The organism is Paenibacillus tepidiphilus (assembly GCF_008635795.1).
Taxonomy (GTDB): domain Bacteria; phylum Bacillota; class Bacilli; order Paenibacillales; family Paenibacillaceae; genus Paenibacillus_AQ; species Paenibacillus_AQ tepidiphilus.
In genome coordinates, this window is sequence record NZ_VWRQ01000016.1 from 22,696 (window position 1) to 39,848 (window position 17,153).

Sequence of the window (17,153 nt, forward strand, 5' to 3'; positions counted from 1 at the left end):
AAATAGCGGCATGGAGTCCGCCCAGTCCGCAAAAAAATCCGCAGCCCGCGCTGCCTCTCAAGGGCATGCCGGCTGCGGATTTTGTTATGCGCTCTTGCGGAACACGGATGGCACCAATGGTCAGCTCCGGCCGCCCTCGCTTACCCCTGAGAGCAGAGACTCGGCCGGCAGGTGGCGTACCAGCCAGTCGAGCACATCGGCGGTCACCTCATCACGGTTGACTTCGTTCAGCATCTCATGTCTGCCTTCCGGGTACAGCCGGTATTCCACGTCGCCAGCGCCGTGCTTCTTGTAGATCTCGGCCAGACGCAGTACGCCCTGGCCGTTCATGCCTACAGGATCTTTGGCGCCCGAGAAGAGATAGACCGGCTTATCCTTGCAGAGGGCAAGCAGGGTTTCCGAGGTATGGATATCCTGCAGCAGCCGGAAGAAATCCCGGAAGAAACGGGTGGTACAGATTGCGCCGCAGAAGGGATCGGCAATAAAACGGTCAACCTCTTCGGGATCATTGCTGAGCCAGTCGAAGGCGGTGCGGACCGGAGACACGGAGCGGTTATATGCACCGAATACAAGGGCATTTAATAACACACTGCGGTGCAGCTCACCGCGCAGCTTCAGCTGGAGCGAAGCCAGCGCTTCGCCTGTCTTCAGCATGCCGCGCGGACCGTTGGTGCCGCTGAGAATGTAGCCTGCATACACGCGGCCGTCTTCCTCGCACATCAGCTTCTGGGCGAGAAAGGAGCCCATGCTATGTGCGAACAGGAAGATCGGCAGCCCTTCATGCCGGGCACGGGCAGTTTCGGCGAGCTGCAGCATGTTCCGCCGCATCCAGTAGAAGCCGTCTTCTCCGGCGTCGCCAAGCAGACTGACCTGACCGGCCGTCTTGCCGTGGCCGCGGTGGTCATTGGCATAGACGGCGTAGCCGGCCGCAGTAAGCGCCCCTGCAAAACGGGCATACCGCGCTGCCGTCTCGCACATCCCGTGTGCAATCTGCACGATGCCGCGCACCGGCGCGTCCGGTTCCGGCAGCCATTCATAGACATGAATCCGCACGCCAATGGGATCGCTCATCACAAAGCTGGTCTCCTGCATCGCCCGTCCTCCTGAAGCCTTAGAATATTACTGCCATGAGTAGCATATGAAAGCACACGAATCTGCATACCCGCAGGACCGAATAGGAATAAGCCTTACGGCAAATAAGAACGAAGCACGGTGGAATGACCTTCAATGGCATATTCCCCGAGCGTTGCAGGTACCAGATAACATTCGCCTGCGGCATAAGGCTGGGTGCCGCCTTCCCAGGTCAGATGGCCGTTGCCTTCGCAGATGACCAGAATCGTGAAGCTCTCCGGGGTGGTGGCGAGCTTCCATTCGCCGTTCACCAGCCCTTTTTCCACGATAAAATAAGGAGAAGAGGCGATCTGCAGCCACTCTCCGGGAACCGCACCGTCTGTCTTCATGGAAGTCGCTCCGGCGCCTTCATAGGCCGTTACGTTCAACGAATCTTCAATGTGCAGCTCACGCGGCTTGCCGTCCAGACCCGGGCGGTCATAATCGTAAATGCGGTATGTAGTATCCGAGTTCTGCTGGATTTCGGCCACCACTACGCCGGCGCACAGCGCATGAACAGTGCCGGCCGGAATATAAAACGTGTCTCCCGCCTGTACGGTCACTTCCTGGAGCGAATCCATAACCGTTCCGTTCTCCAGTGCTTCCCGAAGGGTGTCCCGCGTTACGCCTTCCTTGAGGCCGTAGATGATTTTGGCGCCGGGCTTGGCATCCAGCACATACCACATTTCGGTCTTGCCCAGCTCGCCTTTGGGGAGGCCGGCGTAATCATCGGTCGGATGAACCTGAACGGACAGGTTGTCATTGCAGTCCAGCAGCTTGATCAGAAGCGGGAAGCGGCCACCGGCTTCGGAAATTCCCTTGCTGCCGAACCATTCGTGCCCGAACTGCTCGCGGATCTGATCCAGGCCCTGGCCGGCCAGCTCACCGTTGACGACCGAGGAAGTACCGTTCGGATGGTCGGCGATCATCCAGCCTTCGCCGATGTGGCCTTCGGGCAGATCGAGGCCGAATTTCTCCAGTGCGCGTCCGCCCCAGACACGCTCTTTAAACTCGGGTTGAAATTTTAAAGGATATGGTTTCGTCATTACAGCATCTTCCTCTCCCAAACATTATTTTTTCTTTTCAACCGCAATTACATACGGAGCGTCCGCACGCTGCAGCTGGCGGTAGACGATGCTTTGGGCCGTCTGCTGCGGCAGTGCAGCCGCCCAGGCTTCCACGGCGGCGGCTTCGCGTTCGCCGCCGGGATGGCCCGGATACAGCACCGCGGTGATGATGCCGCCGGGGCGGAGCACGGACAGCGCGCCATCCAGCGCGGCCAGCGTGCTTTCGGGCTCGGTGATGATGCTCTTGTCGGCATCTGCCGCAGGCAGATAGCCGAGATTGAACATCACCGCTGACACCGTTCCGGGCCAATCGGCCGGAACGGATTCCAGCAGCGCTGCGTGGCTGCGCGCCAGCAGCGTCACGGGCGCCAGCGCCGCGGGCGCTTCCTCGCGCGCCAGGCGCAGGCGCTCTTCGGCCAGGCGCAGCGCCGCCGGCTGGATGTCGAAGCCGCAGACCGCGCCGCGCGGTCCGGCCAGCCGGGCCAGCGCCAGCGTGTCGGCCCCGGTGCCGACGGTGGCGTCAATGGCACGGCCGCCGGCACTGAGGCGCTCGGCGGTCAATTTATGGGCAAAGCTCAAGACCGAGATGAAGCCCATCAGCCCTTCCTCCAGTATTTACCCTGCCAGGTGTCCCGTGCAACGAGCTCGGCGTCGATGGCGTTGAGCACTTCCCATTTCTTAAGGCTCCACATCGGCCCGACGAGCAGGTCACGCGGGGCATCGCCGGTCAGACGGTGCACAATCATCTCCGGCGGCAGAATCTCCAGTGAATCGGCAATCAGCTTCACATATTCGTCCTGCTCCAGGAAGCGCAGCAGTCCGGCCTCGTACTGCTTCACCATCGGCGTCTTGCGCATCAGATGCAGCAGATGAATCTTGATGCCCTGCACGTCCATATTGGCGACGGCCGATACGGTCTCGAGCATCATTTCATGCGTCTCCTGCGGCAGCCCGTGAATAATGTGGGTGCACACGCGGATGCCGTGGCGGCGCAGCTTCGCGACCGCTTCCAGGTAGCACTGCGTATCATGGGCCCGGTTAATCAGCTGGGAGGTGGACTCATGAATCGTCTGCAGGCCCATTTCCACCCACAGATACGTACGCTGATTCAGCTCGGCCAAATATTCAACGACATCATCCGGCAGGCAATCGGGACGGGTGGCGATAGACAGGCCGACCACGCCCGGCTGCTCCAAAATAACCTCATAATATTCGCGCAGTTCCTCCACCGGTGCATAAGTATTGGTATAGGCCTGGAAGTAGCCGATATATTTGGCATTCGGCCATTTGAGATGCTGGCGGTCACGCACCTTGTTGAACTGGGTCACCAGGTCGTCGCGGCGGCTGCCGGCGAAGTCGCCGGAGCCCCGGGCGCTGCAGAACGTGCAGCCGCCTTTGGCGATTGATCCGTCGCGGTTCGGGCAGGTGAAGCCAGCGTCGAGCATGACTTTGAACACCTTGGTGTCCATGTGCTCATGCATTTCGTAATTCCAGGTATGAAACCGTTTGTCCCCCCACAGCAGCGGAGAGGAGTTCTGAAGTAAAGTCATTGTTGCAAGCTCCTTTCCTGATATAAGAACGTTTATTTTATGGGGCTACCCGCTGAATTTCACCCGGCATAATCCTTATATTCTGGCAGAAATCGGCGGCACCCGCTTCGAGGGCATTCCGCAGGTTCCTTTTAACCTACCTATTGTATCAAAAAACAGCGAACAGCGTAACCGCACGGACCCGAAACTGGAAAAAAACAGGCGAAAATTAAGCCGTTTTCACTTGAAATTACTTACACGTTGTGTTATATTTAAATTGTAAAAAAAGCCACGTACCAGCCGATTTTCCCTATATATTGAATTCATACTTTCGTGTCGTCCCGTCCATACTAATTAACAAGAGGTGATCACGATGAATTCTCAAACAGCATATCCAGAGAAGGGTCCTATTGATGTCCAGCTTACCCCCGACGAAGCGCTCGCGCTGACCGGCGTGGAGTTTAACGGCAACCATAAGATCAAGATCGAAGCGCAGCGCAAGATCAGAAACGCATTCGAGAAGAAATTTGATTTTAACACCCCGGCAAGGTAGACTATAGACGTTGAATACATGGACCCCAATTCCAAATACAACACCAGAAATTCTCCGGCATCTCCGTGCCGGAGAATTTCTTTATTTACATCATTTACCTGAGATTTAACGGGTATCCTGCAAAAGTGGCAGCCGAAGGCGTTTCGCTGCCGGATTATTTTGATTTTTGCCGTAAATTGCTTTACTTTTGCGGATAAGTTCGGCACAATATTGCAAGTGAATGTGTGATTTGGACAAAGAGACAAGCGGAGGAATACCTAAATGCGTTTACGCGGAAGAAAAGGAATACGTGAAAGCCTGGAACAGCAGCTGGACCTTGTGGTGCTGGACCCGCGCAGCCTCAAGGGGCAGTGGTCGGAGGTGTTCGGCAACGATCATCCGATCCATGTGGAGTTCGGCATGGGCAAAGGGCAGTTTATCAGCCGGATGAGCTATAAATATCCCGAGATCAATTTTATCGGTGTCGATATGTACGACGAACTGGTCCGACGTGCAGCCGAGAAAGCGCGTGCGGTTTGGGAGCCGGAGGGGCAGACAACCCCGCCCAACCTTAAGGTGGCGCTGGCGAATATCGATTATGCGGAGGAAGTGTTCGCGCCGGGAGAACTGGAACGTATATATTTGAACTTCAGTGACCCCTGGCCCAAGGCGAAGCATGCGCGCCGCCGCCTGACGCATCCGCGTTTTCTTGATAAGTACCGCGGACTGCTCAGTCCGCTGGGTGAGATTCACCTGAAGACGGATTCGCGCAGTCTGTTTGAATTTTCGCTGAACGCCTTTGCCGATTTCGGCCTGCAGATGAAGAATATTTCGCTGGACCTGCATACGGATGGGGTTGTTAATGAGGAACATGTCATGACCGAATACGAGACGAAGTTCTATAATCAAGGGGTTAACATCCACCGCTGCGAGGCCATTGTCGGAGAGGAAGCGCTGCGGAACTATCAGGCCACGCGTCTGGATAAATACCGCCTCTAGTCTTTCCGCCCAGGAGCTGCCCCCGAAGCCAAGAAATGGCTGATTTGGGCAGCTTCTTCGGCGTTTAAGGGGATAATCCCAGGGTCTTTCCGCTAAAGGACTCAGGTGCTGCTATTTCAAGTTTTTGCAATGATTTCGGGACGTAACGGACTTATACCAATAAGCAGAGCAGCGATCCTCCCTAACCGGAGAATCGCTGCTCTGCTTATTTTTATTTAAGTTGGAGGAAACCTGCTTCCGGAACCGCAGACTATCCCTAACCGGTTCTTGCTCTGCTTATTCCAGCATATCAATAATGCTCTGGGCGCTTTGCATCGGATGGTACCGGCCGATGGCCTCAAGGTGCCGCTTGCGCTTGGTCCGGACATCGTCATAGTTATACAGCAGGCGCTTCATCCAGTTATCGACGACCTCAAGCGATGTAATCGGCTCGCCGAATCCCGCGGCGGTAAAATACCGGCAGTTCTCTTCCTCCTGACCCGGCAGAGGATGATAGAAGAGCATAGGCACGCCTTTGGCGAGGCCTTCGCTGCAGGTCATACCGCCGGGCTTGGTGACCAGCAGATCGGAAATCTCCATGAGCCGGTCCACCTCGCGGGTGAAGCCGATCAAAGAGATGTTTTGGTGGTTGTAGCGGGCGTCGCGCCGCATTTCAGCCAGAAGCTCGTCGTTGCGGCCAAGACAAAAGACTAACTGCACCCGGTCGCGCCAACTAAGGAGCGCCTCGTTCACGACCTCGTCGTTCATCAGGCCCCAGCCGCCGCCCATGACAAGCACAGTCGGCAGATCGCGGAGCGCGAATTGCTCCAGAATCTCTTCCCTGCCCGGATGCTCCCAGAAGCTGGGGTGCACCGGCATGCCGGTCACCTGAATTTTGCCGCCGGGTACGCTGCGCTGGCGCAGCTTCGTCTTCACTTCCTGGGTAGAGACCAGATAGCGGTCCACCTCGGGGCTGATCCAGCTGGCGTGGGCATCATAGTCGGTAATCACTGTTACGAGCGGAACCTTCAGGCCGGGGTCCAGCCGTTTCAGGCGGGAAACCACGGCGCTTGGAATAAAATGCGTACAGACGATAATATCGGGCCTTAGCTGCCTCACAATGTTTTGGGTGTGCGTATAAAATATCCGATGCAAGGCAAGCGTGGTAAGACGGTTAAATGATTTCTGGTGCCGGTACACATACCCCATTAGCCTGGGCTGTGAGGTGACTGTCTTCCGGTAAGCCGACACAATGTAAGGGGCCATCTTGGGATTCAGAAAGCTCCCGAGCTCAAGGACCCTGGTTTGAATATGCGGTGATAATTTGCGCAGGCTGCTCGACAGGGCGTATGCCGCCTGCGTATGCCCTGCGCCGAAGCCTTCCGACAGCAATAACACTCTTTTTTTGCGCAATGTATGATTCACCTGTTCCCGAAATGGTATTCGCTTGCCGCCATGGAGCAGCTTAGGCCCAGAAAGCAATGGTACCCGCTGCTACGCCTGTCCCGATGACCGCCCCGGCCAGCACGTCGGAGGGGTAGTGCAGACCAAGATAAATCCGCGAGAACCCGACGGTTGCCGCCAGCGGCAGCAGGATAACGGCCAGGCCGGGATAAGCGGCCATATAGGGGACCGTTGAGGCGAAGATGGCTGTAGTGTGTCCCGAAGGAAACGAATGATCCTTGAGCGGGTTATGAAAGGTGTTGGTTCCGGGCAGGGCCAGGTAGGGCCGCATCCGCGGATACAGCTTCTTGGCGACGGCGACCGGCAGGTGGCTGACCGCCAAGGCCACAAGGGCCTGCAAGCCCACGGTTCGGAGCGGCTGGGGAGAGAATACCCAAATTAATCCATTGATGGAAATCGTGCTTGTAGCTCCGCCTAAATGGGTAAGATAGAAGAGCCAGAAGTTCAAAAAAGGGTGGTGCAGCCGTCCGTTTATCCATTGAAACAGGCGCTGTTCCCAGGCATGCAGTTTTCTGAAAATCCGTATCATATCTTGTCCCTCCGCTAGTCCGGCTATTGATGTCAGGTCGTTTGGCAGCTAAAGATACAGCGCCGCTAAGCTGTCTTTATCATACTTTTATAGGGCAGTCCATTTCAAGGAAAAGCTCCCCTGAAGCGGAAAATGCCTGTTTTGACTTAAGATGCCCCTTCACCGTACAATGATTCAAGCAGCCGGAACCCGTTTAAAGGTATAAGAGTATAAAGGTAAATGCAAAAAATGGAATACTCAACTTTTAAGCGGCATAAATAAAAAACGTTGCGTCTGCCAGTAAAAGGGGAACTCTTGGTCTATGGTAAGGAACGAAGTAAAAAGGGTCAGAGAACGTTTTTAACCAGAGAGAGAAAAGATCAACCACATCCAGGAGTGAAAAGGGGGCATGAACCATCATGACGGACACGTTATTTGTCACACTGCAGGTCATTTTGGCCGCAATCGCAGTCTATCAGTTCTGTTTTTCGCTGTTTGGACTGCACCGGAAAAAGAACAAGCAGCACTTTGCGCCGCAAAAGTCCTTTGCCGTGCTGGTTGCAGCGCACAATGAGGAAGAGGTTGTCGGGGCATTAATGGAGAATCTGAAGCAGCTTAATTATCCGAAAGAGCTGTATGATGTTTTTGTTATCTGCGACAACTGCACGGATAATACAGCGCGCATCGTCCGGGAGCACGGCATGAATGCCTGTGTGCGCACGAACCAGAATCTCCGGGGAAAAGGCTATGCCATTGAGTGGATGCTGAAGGAATTGTGGGCGATGCCGCGCCAGTATGACGCGGTGGTCATGTTCGACGCCGACAATCTGGCGCATACCGAATTTTTGCGGGAAATGAACAACGACCTGTGCTCGGGTGCACGTGTGATTCAGGGCTACATCGACACCAAGAATCCGGAGGATTCCTGGATTACGGCCGCTTACGGCGTATCCTACTGGTACATTAACCGGCTGTGGCAGCTGTCGCGCTACAACCTGAATATGGCCAACTTCCTTGGAGGGACCGGAATGTGCTTCGAGACCCAACTGCTCAAAGAGATGGGCTGGGGGGCGACGAGTCTGGTCGAGGATCTGGAGTTTACGATGCGCAGCGCATCCAAGGGCGTATATCCGCGCTTCAATTATGATGCCAAGGTGTTCGATGAGAAGCCGCTGACCTTCAAGGCTTCCTCGAGACAGCGACTGCGCTGGATGCAGGGCCACTTTACGGTCGCCCGCCGCTATTTCTTCCCGCTCATCTGGCAAAGCATCAAGGAGCGGAGTCTTACCAAATTCGATCTGGCGCTATATGGGGCCAATGTATATATTGTACTCCTGACGTTTCTGATGACGGCGGTGATGTGGGTAGACAGCGCATTATTGGATGGACCGAACATCGCGAACATTTATGGGCATCTGCCTGTGTGGCTCAGCTTCTTTGCCATCGGGGCGAATGTACTGACCTTCCTGCTCGCTATGGCGCTGGAGAAGGTCAGATTCAAGAAGGTCTACCTGTATCTGCTGGCCTTTCCAGTCTACCTGCTCTCCTGGTATCCCATTACGTTCTATGCGTTCTTCACGCAGAACAACAAGCAATGGAGCCATACCAAGCATACGCGCGTAGTGCGGCTTGAAGAGGTACAGAGCAAGCAAGTATAATTTTCCGAAAAAAATGTTGTGAGCTATTGACTCATCCGGCAGCATGTTGTATATTATTCAAGTATGCAAAACATAGGGATTCAAGCAGAAGCACCGGCTTCTCACCTGACTGGCTTTTATGCCGGCTGGTTTTGATCTCAATGCTTTATGAGACTTTTAAGTTCATGAACGTTGATCAAACGGGGTGTCGGGTGTGTACCGGCACCCCTTTTTTATGGAGAACCGTATATTGCCCTAGAAGATCTGGAGGTGGAGAGTTATTAGTAAGGAACATATGATCAATGATGAAATTCGTGCCAAAGAGGTTCGGTTGGTTGGAGCGGAAGGCGAGCAAATCGGAATCAAGCCGATCCGCGAGGCGTTGCAGATGGCGATCGATCTTAATCTGGATTTAGTCAATGTAGCGCCGCAGGCGAAACCGCCAGTGTGCCGCATCATGGATTACGGCAAGTTCCGTTATGAAACGCAGAAGAAAGAAAAAGAAGCGCGCAAGAATCAGAAGGTCGTTGACCTTAAGGAAGTCTGGTTCCGCGCTAACATTGAGGAACATGATTATCAGACCAAGTTCCGCAATGTGATCAAGTTCTTGAACGAAGGCGATAAGGTGAAGTGCTCCGTACGTTTCCGCGGACGTGAGATCACCCATGCCAACATCGGCCAGAAGATTCTGGAACGTGTCAAGAACGAAGTGGCTGATATTTCAGTTGTAGAGCGCCAGCCCAAGCTGGAAGGCCGCAGCATGATTATGATCCTGGCTCCTAAGCCGCAATAAGTTCCGGGACCGGCCGCTTTCCGGCGGACGGACACCGCATAATATTCAAGGAGGAAACACCATGCCTAAGATGAAAACACACAGCAGCCTGAAAGGCCGCTTCAAGATTACCGGATCCGGTAAAGTTCTGCGTTACAAAGCCCACAAAAACCACTTGCTGTCCCACAAGTCCAAACGCGCCAAGCGCGTACTGAACGGCAACCCGGTTATGGCTGCCGGTGACGTAAGACGTTTGAAACAAGGACTTGCTAACTTGAAATAGTTTGATCACACATTTTTGGGAGGTTTATTAATATGGCAAGAGTTAAAGGCGGATTTGTAGTTCGTCGTAGACATAAAAAAGTATTGAAGCTGGCTAAAGGTTACTTCGGTTCGAAACACCGCATTTTCAAAACAGCTAACGAGCAAGTAATGAAGTCGATGGTATACGCATACCGCGACCGTCGTCAAACTAAGCGTAACTTCCGCAAGCTGTGGATCGTACGTATCAACGCCGCTGCACGTCAGAACGGTCTGTCCTACAGCAAGCTTGTACACGGCCTGAAGCTGGCTGGCGTAGAAGTGAACCGCAAAATGCTGGCCGATCTGGCCGTTAACGACCTGAACGCGTTCAACTCTCTGGCTGTAGTAGCCAAAGAAAAGATCAACGCTTAAGCGTCAGCATAAATCGAAAAGCACCGCCTCCACGGATTCCCGTGCGACGGTGCTTTTTTGTGCGGTGATTCTGTTCCGCTAAAGCGTTACAGGCCTTCCCAGTACTTCGTGGTGCTTAGCTGGGCGGCGAGTTTCTTGCTGCTGGTCCGCCGGACCTTGCGCAGCTCGGAGCGCTCCGCGGCGAGTTCGCTGACCAGCTTCTCTTCTTCGGTCTCGGGAAGAACGCCCGGCACGGGTGCTGGAGTGCCGTCTTCATGGACAGCTACGAAGGTCAGGAAGGACGTGGCTGCTACCGAACGGACACCTGTATACAGATTCTCGGCGATAATCTTGACGAACACCTCAATGCTTGTGCGTCCGGTCCAGGAGACGAAGGACTCGAAGCAGACAGAATCCGAGGGACGGATAGGCAGCAGGAAATCGACGGAATCGGTCGATGCTGTCACGACGTTGGTACGGCAATGGCGCATAGCGGAGATGGAGGCTACCTCGTCTATGGTGCTCATCAGCTTGCCGCCGAACAGTGTTTTGTGATTGTTAACATCATTAGGGAAGACGCGGCCGGTCTTAAATACGCGCGATTCGCGGCAATATTTGAAAGCGGTAGCTGCTTGCTGGGAATTAAGTTCATCCATGTTTCCGTACTCACCTTTCATGCATTATGTAAACAATCATGATAATAGAAAAGCTCTTGCTGTGCAATACTAATTGGCAGGAGCTGATTCCCGTCGCAGCTTTTTGGAGTGTTCGTAACATCTACTTCACATACATCTGTCATCATTGTGGCAGAGGAAGCGTTTACTTGCAAAAAAGTGCAAAGATTTATTGACCCAGGGTTATTTCTGTCTGGATTTTAAGGATTTGAACAGTTATAATCTGAACTAATGGTATGTCCAAGCAGATAACAAAGACAGCCAATTTTCGAAGGGGGATTTCGATCAATGAAGAAAGTCTACAAGCTGTCGCTCGTGATGATGCTTGTTTTCACTGTCATTCTGGCAGGCTGCGGAAACAACAATAACACGGCAAATTCCGGCAACAATGCAACTGAAGGTTCCAACGCCGGAACGGCAACCAATGCACCAGCAACAGAAGCTCCGACAGAAGCTCCTAAATCCGATGCCAAGATCGGTCTGGTAACTGACGTAGGCGGCGTTAACGACAAATCGTTTAACCAATCCGCTTGGGAAGCGCTGCAGGCTATTGAGAAAGAAGCCGGAGCGGAAATCAAATACCTGCAAAGTAAATCCAATGCAGACTATGTACCTAACCTTAACCAGTTCGTTAAAGGCGGCTACGATCTGACTTGGGGTATCGGCTTTGACCTTGGCGACGCTCTGAAGGAAGTCGCACTGGCCAATCCGGATGCCAAGCTGGCTATCATCGACAGCGTTGTTGAAGCTCCTAACGTAGAATCCGTAACTTTTGCCGAGAACGAAGGCTCCTTCCTGGTGGGCGTGGTTGCAGGTTTGACCACAAAGACCAACAAAGTCGCTTTCATCGGCGGTATGGAAAGCCCGGTTATCAAGCGCTTTGAAGTTGGCTTCAAGGCTGGCGTAGCAGCTGTTAACCCTGATGCTGAAGTGAAAATCACTTATGCCGGCGCATACGACAAACCGGATATCGGTAAGTCGATGGCAGCTACCCTGTACGGCGAAGGCAACGACATTATCTTCCCTGCTGCAGGCGCAACAGGCAATGGCGTATTCAATGAAGCGAAATCCCGCAACGATGCCGGCGGCACTAAAGTTTGGGTAATCGGTGTAGACAAAGACCAATCCCTGGAATTTGGCGACGATGTAACCCTGACTTCCATGATCAAACGCGTTGACGAAGCGGTTAAGAAAGTATCCCAGCAAGTGGTTGACGGTACATTCCAAGGCGGTACTACTACTGTCCTGAGCTTGAAAGACAACGGTGTAGGTCTGCCTGAGACTTCCAAAGCCAATGTTACTGAAGAAATCCTCGCTAAGGTTGAAGAATTCAAGCAAAAGATCATTTCCGGAGAAGTTACAGTTCCGGCCGAATAATATTGCTACCTATGCTTGTTCTTTCGCTAACAAAGACAAGGCCGGTTTAAGAGCCGGCCTTGTTCCTTGTCAACAGGTGTAAGGTGATGACAGCGGTGCCGCCCTGCAAGGGGCGGTGCATCCGTGTCTATACAGGTATTTAATAAGACTTCTCCGAACGCTGCCGTGAAATACGGGACGGCCCAGCAGTTCCTGCATAGCTATAATCTATATTCTGTGATGAGGGTGATTCCATGAGTGCTGCGGCTCCTGTCGTAGAGTTGAAGCAAATCACAAAACGTTTTCCCGGTATCGTCGCGAACGACTCCATCAGTCTGACACTGCAAAAAGGGGAGATTCATGCACTGCTCGGCGAAAACGGAGCGGGCAAATCGACCTTGATGAATATTGTATTCGGACTTTATCAGCCTGACGAAGGCAGTATTGAAATCAACGGGAAACCGGTTATTATCGATAGCCCCAACAAGGCTATTGAACTTGGCATCGGAATGGTTCACCAGCATTTTAAACTTGTGGATCCTTTTACGGTAACCGAGAACATTGTTCTTGGCATGGAGCCGAAAAAAGGAGTTAAAATCGACTATAAATCCGCGGCGGAACAGGTCCGTAAGCTTTCCGAGCAATATGGCTTGCAGGTTAATCCGAATGCCCGCATTCATGACATTTCGGTAGGCATGCAGCAGCGCGTGGAAATTATGAAGACGCTGTACCGTGGTGCGGATATTCTTATATTTGATGAGCCGACCGCCGTACTGACCCCGCAAGAGATTACCGAATTGATGGCGATTATGAAACGGCTTGTCGCCGAAGGCAAGTCCATTATTCTGATTACGCATAAGCTTAAGGAAATCATGGAGATTTCCGACCGCGTGACAATTATCCGCCGTGGCAAAGTGATCGATACCGTGCAGACGGCCGGAACGAACCCGAACGAGCTGGCCGAGAAGATGGTTGGACGCGGGGTAACCTTCAAGGTGGACAAGCAGCCGCCGCAAGTGCGGGAAGCTGTGCTGAAGCTGGACAATGTTAACAGTAAGAGCAAGGAAGGCGTCAATGTGCTAAATGGTCTCAGCTTCGAAGTGAAGGCTGGGGAGATTCTTGGAATAGCAGGAGTCGACGGCAACGGACAAAGTGAACTGATCCAGGCGATTACCGGACTGCGCAAGATTGATTCCGGTTCCATCAAGGTATCGGGTCAGGAAATCGCCAACTGGGCGCCGCGCAAGATATCCGAGATGAACGTATCACATATTCCGGAAGACCGGCACAAGCATGGCTTGGTGCTTGATTTCACTGTTAGTGAAAATATGGTGCTTGAAACCTATTACAAGCGGCCGTTTAATCAAAACGGCTTCTTGAAGCGCGATGTCATTGACCAGCATGCCGAGAAATTGGTGGCGGAATTTGACGTCCGTACACCATCGATTGAGAACAAGGCGCGCTCTTTATCCGGCGGTAATCAACAAAAAGCGATTATTGCGCGGGAAATAGACAAAGATCCGGTTCTGCTCATTGCCGCCCAGCCTACCCGCGGGCTTGATGTCGGGGCAATCGAATTTGTGCAGAAGCAGCTGATTGCCCAGCGTGACCAGGGCAAGGCCGTGCTGCTGATTTCCTTTGAACTCGATGAAATTATGAACGTCTCCGACAGAATCGCCGTTATCTACGAAGGGCAAATTGTCGGTGAAGTATACCCGCAGGATACCAATGACCAGGAGCTTGGCTTGATGATGGCGGGAAGCTTGAAACGGGGAGGAAATGCGGGTGCATAGACTGAAAAAAATCTTCGCGACGGACACCTATGTTGTGCCGATTGTGGCCGTTATTATGGGCTTTCTGGTCGGCGCCGTCGTTATGCTGATCGGCGGTTACGATCCGATTGCGGCATATTCTGCGCTGTTCAAGCGCGTATTCGGCAGCCCCTATGACTTCGGTGAGGCTATCCGTGAGATGACTCCGCTGATGTTTACTGGCCTCGCGGTCGCCTTTGCTTTCCGCTCCGGGATGTTTAATATCGGTGCGGACGGACAAGTGCTGATCGGGATGACAGCCGCTTCTATTGTAGGCATCAAGCTAGCCGGTACACCGACTTATTTGCTGGTTCCGCTGGCGGTTATTGCCGCCGGGTTAGCCGGTGGCCTGTGGGCTGGCTTTGCCGGCTTCCTCAAAGCCAAACGTGGCATTAATGAAGTAATCACCACCATTATGCTGAACTGGATCGCGCTTTATTTATCCAACTATATCATCAAGAATTTCCTGCTTCTGCAGGGCCAGAACCGTTCAGTGGACAATCCGGCTTCCATGTCGATGACCTTCCTGAACTCGCTGTTCGATAATGCACGCGTCCACTGGGGCACTGTGCTGGCGCTTGTGGCTGCAGTATTCTTCTATGTGTACCTGTGGAAGACTAAACAGGGATACGAAATGCGTGCAGTCGGCTTCAATCCCCATGCGGCTGAGTATGCGGGAATGAACGTTGGCCGAAATGTTATCAAGGCCATGTTCATCAGCGGCGTGTTTGCCGGCTTGGCCGGCGCCGGCGAAGTGCTGGGCGTATTTCACTATCAGTCCATCTTCGCGGCTTCTCCGGGCTACGGCTTTGACGGGATCGCCGTAGCGCTGCTCGGGTTAACGCATCCGTTCGGCGTCATTCTGGCAGCCATTCTGTACGGCATGCTGACTTACGGTTCGGCAGGAATGAGCTTCGGCGCGGATGTTCCGCCGGAGTTGATCCGTATCGTTATCGGCTCGATCATATTCTTTATCGCAGCCCAAGGAATTGTGCGCTGGGTGCTGAAGCCGTTTTACTTCAAGCGCAAGAAAGAGAAGGTGTCATAGATGGATCTGCAGACGTTAGGACAGTTGCTGAACACAACGCTTGTTTTTTCCACAGCGCTTATATTTGCCGCACTTGGCGGCATCTTCTCTGAACGTTCCGGTGTAGTCAACATTGGACTGGAAGGTTTGATGATGTTCGGTGCCTTTGCAGCCGCTGTCGGCGGTTACTATGCACAGGATGCCGGAATGGGCGCTTGGGCTCCCTGGGTGGGTATGCTCTGCGCCATGGTTGTCGGTGTGCTTGGCTCCCTTATCCATGCGGTAGCTTCGATCACCTTCAAGGCGGACCAGACGATCAGCGGTACCGTGATTAACTTCCTTGCTGCGGGCAGCACCCTGTACATGGTTAAGCTGCTCTTCGAAGGAGCAGGTGAATCTCCGCTGATTGACGGCTTCAGAAAGATTAAAATCCCCGGCCTATCGGATATTCCAGTCATCGGCGAAGGGATCTTTAACTCTTATCCGACGACCTATCTGGTCATCGTCCTGGTTATCGTGATTTATTTCATCCTGTTTAAGACTCCATTCGGACTGCGCTTGCGTGCAGTCGGCGAGCATCCGAGCGCAGCTGACACACTGGGCGTCAACGTTAAACGGATGCGGTATATCGGGGTTATGCTGAGCGGCCTTCTGGCTGGTCTCGGCGGGGCAACCATCACGCTCACAACCACTGGTACATTTGCACATAATACGATCTCCGGGCAAGGCTTTATCGCCATTGCGGCGATGATCTTCGGGAAATGGAATCCGGTTGGCGCGTTCGGTGCAGCTGTCTTCTTCGGCTTCTCCCAGGCGATCCGCAACTATGTGCAGTTGTTTGAGTGGTCGCAGAATATCCCGCAGGAATTCATCTTTATGATTCCTTATGTGTTGACCATCATCGTACTGGTGAGCGCGGTCGGCCGTTCTTCGGCACCGAAAGCGCTCGGTGAACCGTACGACCCGGGAAAACGTTAAAACGAATTCGACTAATTCGTTACAGTGCATACATCTAACCGCCTGTCCGGTAGCTCCGGACAGGCGGTTTTTTTTTGGCAGCATGCTCGAAGCGGCAGAAGACCGGGCGGGTGAACAGGCCGATATCACTTCAGGCGCATAGACTGATTTCGAACCTGAGCAACGATGATACAGCTAGACCCATCTCAAGTATAGGAGGGATAACATGGCAACCCCGGTCACAAAAAAGCAGGTGTTAAAGCTGGTGGGCAAACAGATTGTTGCCGTGAAAAAAGACGGCTCGAAAGTAACGGGCAAACTGGTCCGTGTCTCGGGAAACCGTCTGGTATTGCAGCGGGTATCCGGTAAAAAAGTGCAAACCAAAGCACTGATTCCGCTGGTGCTGTTTGACTTACTGGCTGTCGGTACAGCCCCATACGCATACGGTCCCTACGGACCTGGCGGTTACGGCCCCGGCCCGGTGCCTTATGGTCCTTACGGACCCGGCGGTTACGGACCCGGCGTTCCTCCATATCCGCCTCCCGGATTCTTTTAAATTGCAGAGAGAAAAGACAAAGACTTAAAGATCAAATTGCTTTTCATACTCATAGCAATAATTTTGCGGCTGATAACGGGCTACGCTGTAGCCCAATTTTTGATAAAAGGAAATACCGGCAGAATTGCCGACATCTACGGCAACCTTGGCTCTTCGGCAGCCGCGTGATAGTGCAAACCTCTCCGCCCGGTCCATCAGCATATTTCCCCAACGCTTGCGCCGCGCCGCAGGAGCGATGGCCAGCATATCAATATACAGCAAATCGCCGTGCAGCATGAAGTGAACGAATCCGAGCGGATCGCTTTCGTAATCCGGACAGGCCACCAGAGTGACCCCTTGGCTCAGACGGCGGGGGAGATCTTTGCGTACCTGATTGATTACGGTCTGGGGAAGATGCGACAGCGGAACAAGCTGCTTCTCAATCAGATCAAGAATGACGGTGTCATCCTGTTTGGGTCTGCGGTAGCGGATCATGGAGCGCCCCCTTTCCACACATTGTCGTACATCATATGCCCAGCCGG

At 53.4% G+C, this 17,153-nt stretch carries 19 protein-coding genes; 11 read left to right on the forward strand and 8 right to left on the reverse strand.

Going from position 1 to position 17,153, the window contains the following annotated elements; genetic code table 11:
* Positions 1–120 precede the first annotated feature (120 nt).
* The 4 genes from F1379_RS19610 to mnmL all read right to left on the reverse strand — a co-directional run bounded on the left by F1379_RS19610 (position 121) and on the right by mnmL (position 3,727).
* Positions 121–1,092 (reverse strand): alpha/beta fold hydrolase, encoded by a 972-nt coding sequence (locus tag F1379_RS19610; protein ID WP_150272955.1) that lies wholly within the window; start codon positions 1,090–1,092, stop codon positions 121–123.
* Between the two features lie 95 nt (positions 1,093–1,187).
* Positions 1,188–2,156: a type I phosphomannose isomerase catalytic subunit gene (locus F1379_RS19615; RefSeq protein WP_150272957.1), complete on the reverse strand. Its 969-nt coding sequence runs from the start codon at positions 2,154–2,156 to the stop codon at positions 1,188–1,190.
* 24 nt (positions 2,157–2,180) lie between these two features.
* Positions 2,181–2,774: a tRNA 5-(aminomethyl)-2-thiouridylate-methyltransferase MnmM gene (gene mnmM, locus F1379_RS19620; RefSeq protein WP_150272959.1), complete on the reverse strand. Its 594-nt coding sequence runs from the start codon at positions 2,772–2,774 to the stop codon at positions 2,181–2,183.
* Positions 2,774–3,727 carry a tRNA modification radical SAM protein MnmL/YtqA gene (gene mnmL / locus F1379_RS19625; protein WP_150272961.1) on the reverse strand — a complete coding sequence of 318 codons (954 nt, stop codon included), beginning with the start codon at positions 3,725–3,727 and terminating at the stop codon, positions 2,774–2,776. The genes mnmM and mnmL overlap by 1 nt, the downstream gene beginning before the upstream one ends.
* A gap of 352 nt (positions 3,728–4,079) precedes the next feature.
* Here mnmL and F1379_RS19630 point away from each other — a divergent pair, with 352 nt between their 5' ends.
* Both F1379_RS19630 and trmB read left to right on the forward strand, forming a co-directional pair.
* Positions 4,080–4,259, forward strand: a complete 180-nt coding sequence (locus tag F1379_RS19630) for a hypothetical protein (RefSeq protein WP_150272963.1) — start codon at positions 4,080–4,082, stop codon at positions 4,257–4,259.
* 261 nt (positions 4,260–4,520) lie between these two features.
* A complete protein-coding gene (gene trmB, locus F1379_RS19635) occupies positions 4,521–5,237 on the forward strand; it encodes a tRNA (guanosine(46)-N7)-methyltransferase TrmB (protein ID WP_150272965.1) in 717 nt (238 codons plus the stop codon).
* A 276-nt stretch (positions 5,238–5,513) separates the two neighbouring features.
* Here trmB and F1379_RS19640 read toward each other — a convergent pair whose 3' ends face one another.
* Positions 5,514–6,629, reverse strand: a complete 1,116-nt coding sequence (locus F1379_RS19640; RefSeq protein WP_150272967.1) for an MGDG synthase family glycosyltransferase — start codon at positions 6,627–6,629, stop codon at positions 5,514–5,516.
* Between the two features lie 52 nt (positions 6,630–6,681).
* Entirely contained in the window at positions 6,682–7,209 is a 528-nt protein-coding gene (locus tag F1379_RS19645) for a phosphatase PAP2 family protein (RefSeq protein ID WP_150272969.1), read from the reverse strand.
* Positions 7,210–7,607: 398 nt separating this feature from the next.
* On the opposite strand from F1379_RS19645, the gene F1379_RS19650 reads away from it, so the two are divergent.
* From F1379_RS19650 to rplT, 4 genes are all read left to right on the forward strand, one after another.
* Positions 7,608–8,846 carry a glycosyltransferase family 2 protein gene (locus F1379_RS19650; protein ID WP_150272971.1) on the forward strand — a complete coding sequence of 413 codons (1,239 nt, stop codon included), beginning with the start codon at positions 7,608–7,610 and terminating at the stop codon, positions 8,844–8,846.
* A gap of 274 nt (positions 8,847–9,120) precedes the next feature.
* On the forward strand, positions 9,121–9,618 hold the full coding sequence (gene infC / locus F1379_RS19655) for a translation initiation factor IF-3 (RefSeq protein ID WP_150272973.1): 498 nt from the start codon (positions 9,121–9,123) through the stop codon (positions 9,616–9,618).
* Positions 9,619–9,679: 61 nt separating this feature from the next.
* Positions 9,680–9,880 (forward strand): 50S ribosomal protein L35, encoded by a 201-nt coding sequence (rpmI, locus tag F1379_RS19660; RefSeq protein ID WP_062320217.1) that lies wholly within the window; start codon positions 9,680–9,682, stop codon positions 9,878–9,880.
* 32 nt (positions 9,881–9,912) lie between these two features.
* Positions 9,913–10,272, forward strand: a complete 360-nt coding sequence (gene rplT, locus F1379_RS19665; RefSeq protein ID WP_150272975.1) for a 50S ribosomal protein L20 — start codon at positions 9,913–9,915, stop codon at positions 10,270–10,272.
* Between the two features lie 86 nt (positions 10,273–10,358).
* Here rplT and F1379_RS19670 read toward each other — a convergent pair whose 3' ends face one another.
* Positions 10,359–10,907, reverse strand: coding sequence for an acyl-CoA thioesterase (locus tag F1379_RS19670; protein WP_150272977.1), 549 nt, complete (start codon positions 10,905–10,907; stop codon positions 10,359–10,361).
* A gap of 306 nt (positions 10,908–11,213) precedes the next feature.
* Between F1379_RS19670 and F1379_RS19675 the strand changes: the two genes are divergently transcribed.
* The 5 genes from F1379_RS19675 (at position 11,214) to F1379_RS19695 (ending at position 16,632) form a co-directional block, all read left to right on the forward strand.
* A complete protein-coding gene (locus F1379_RS19675; protein ID WP_150272979.1) occupies positions 11,214–12,302 on the forward strand; it encodes a BMP family lipoprotein in 1,089 nt (362 codons plus the stop codon).
* A gap of 233 nt (positions 12,303–12,535) precedes the next feature.
* Positions 12,536–14,074 (forward strand): ABC transporter ATP-binding protein, encoded by a 1,539-nt coding sequence (locus F1379_RS19680; protein ID WP_150272981.1) that lies wholly within the window; start codon positions 12,536–12,538, stop codon positions 14,072–14,074.
* Positions 14,067–15,140: an ABC transporter permease gene (locus tag F1379_RS19685; protein ID WP_150272983.1), complete on the forward strand. Its 1,074-nt coding sequence runs from the start codon at positions 14,067–14,069 to the stop codon at positions 15,138–15,140. The genes F1379_RS19680 and F1379_RS19685 overlap by 8 nt, the downstream gene beginning before the upstream one ends.
* Positions 15,141–16,097 carry an ABC transporter permease gene (locus tag F1379_RS19690; protein WP_150272985.1) on the forward strand — a complete coding sequence of 319 codons (957 nt, stop codon included), beginning with the start codon at positions 15,141–15,143 and terminating at the stop codon, positions 16,095–16,097.
* A 205-nt stretch (positions 16,098–16,302) separates the two neighbouring features.
* On the forward strand, positions 16,303–16,632 hold the full coding sequence (locus F1379_RS19695; RefSeq protein WP_150272987.1) for a hypothetical protein: 330 nt from the start codon (positions 16,303–16,305) through the stop codon (positions 16,630–16,632).
* 24 nt (positions 16,633–16,656) lie between these two features.
* Here F1379_RS19695 and F1379_RS19700 read toward each other — a convergent pair whose 3' ends face one another.
* Entirely contained in the window at positions 16,657–17,106 is a 450-nt protein-coding gene (locus tag F1379_RS19700) for a GNAT family N-acetyltransferase (protein ID WP_150272989.1), read from the reverse strand.
* Between the last annotated feature and the right edge of the window lie 47 nt (positions 17,107–17,153).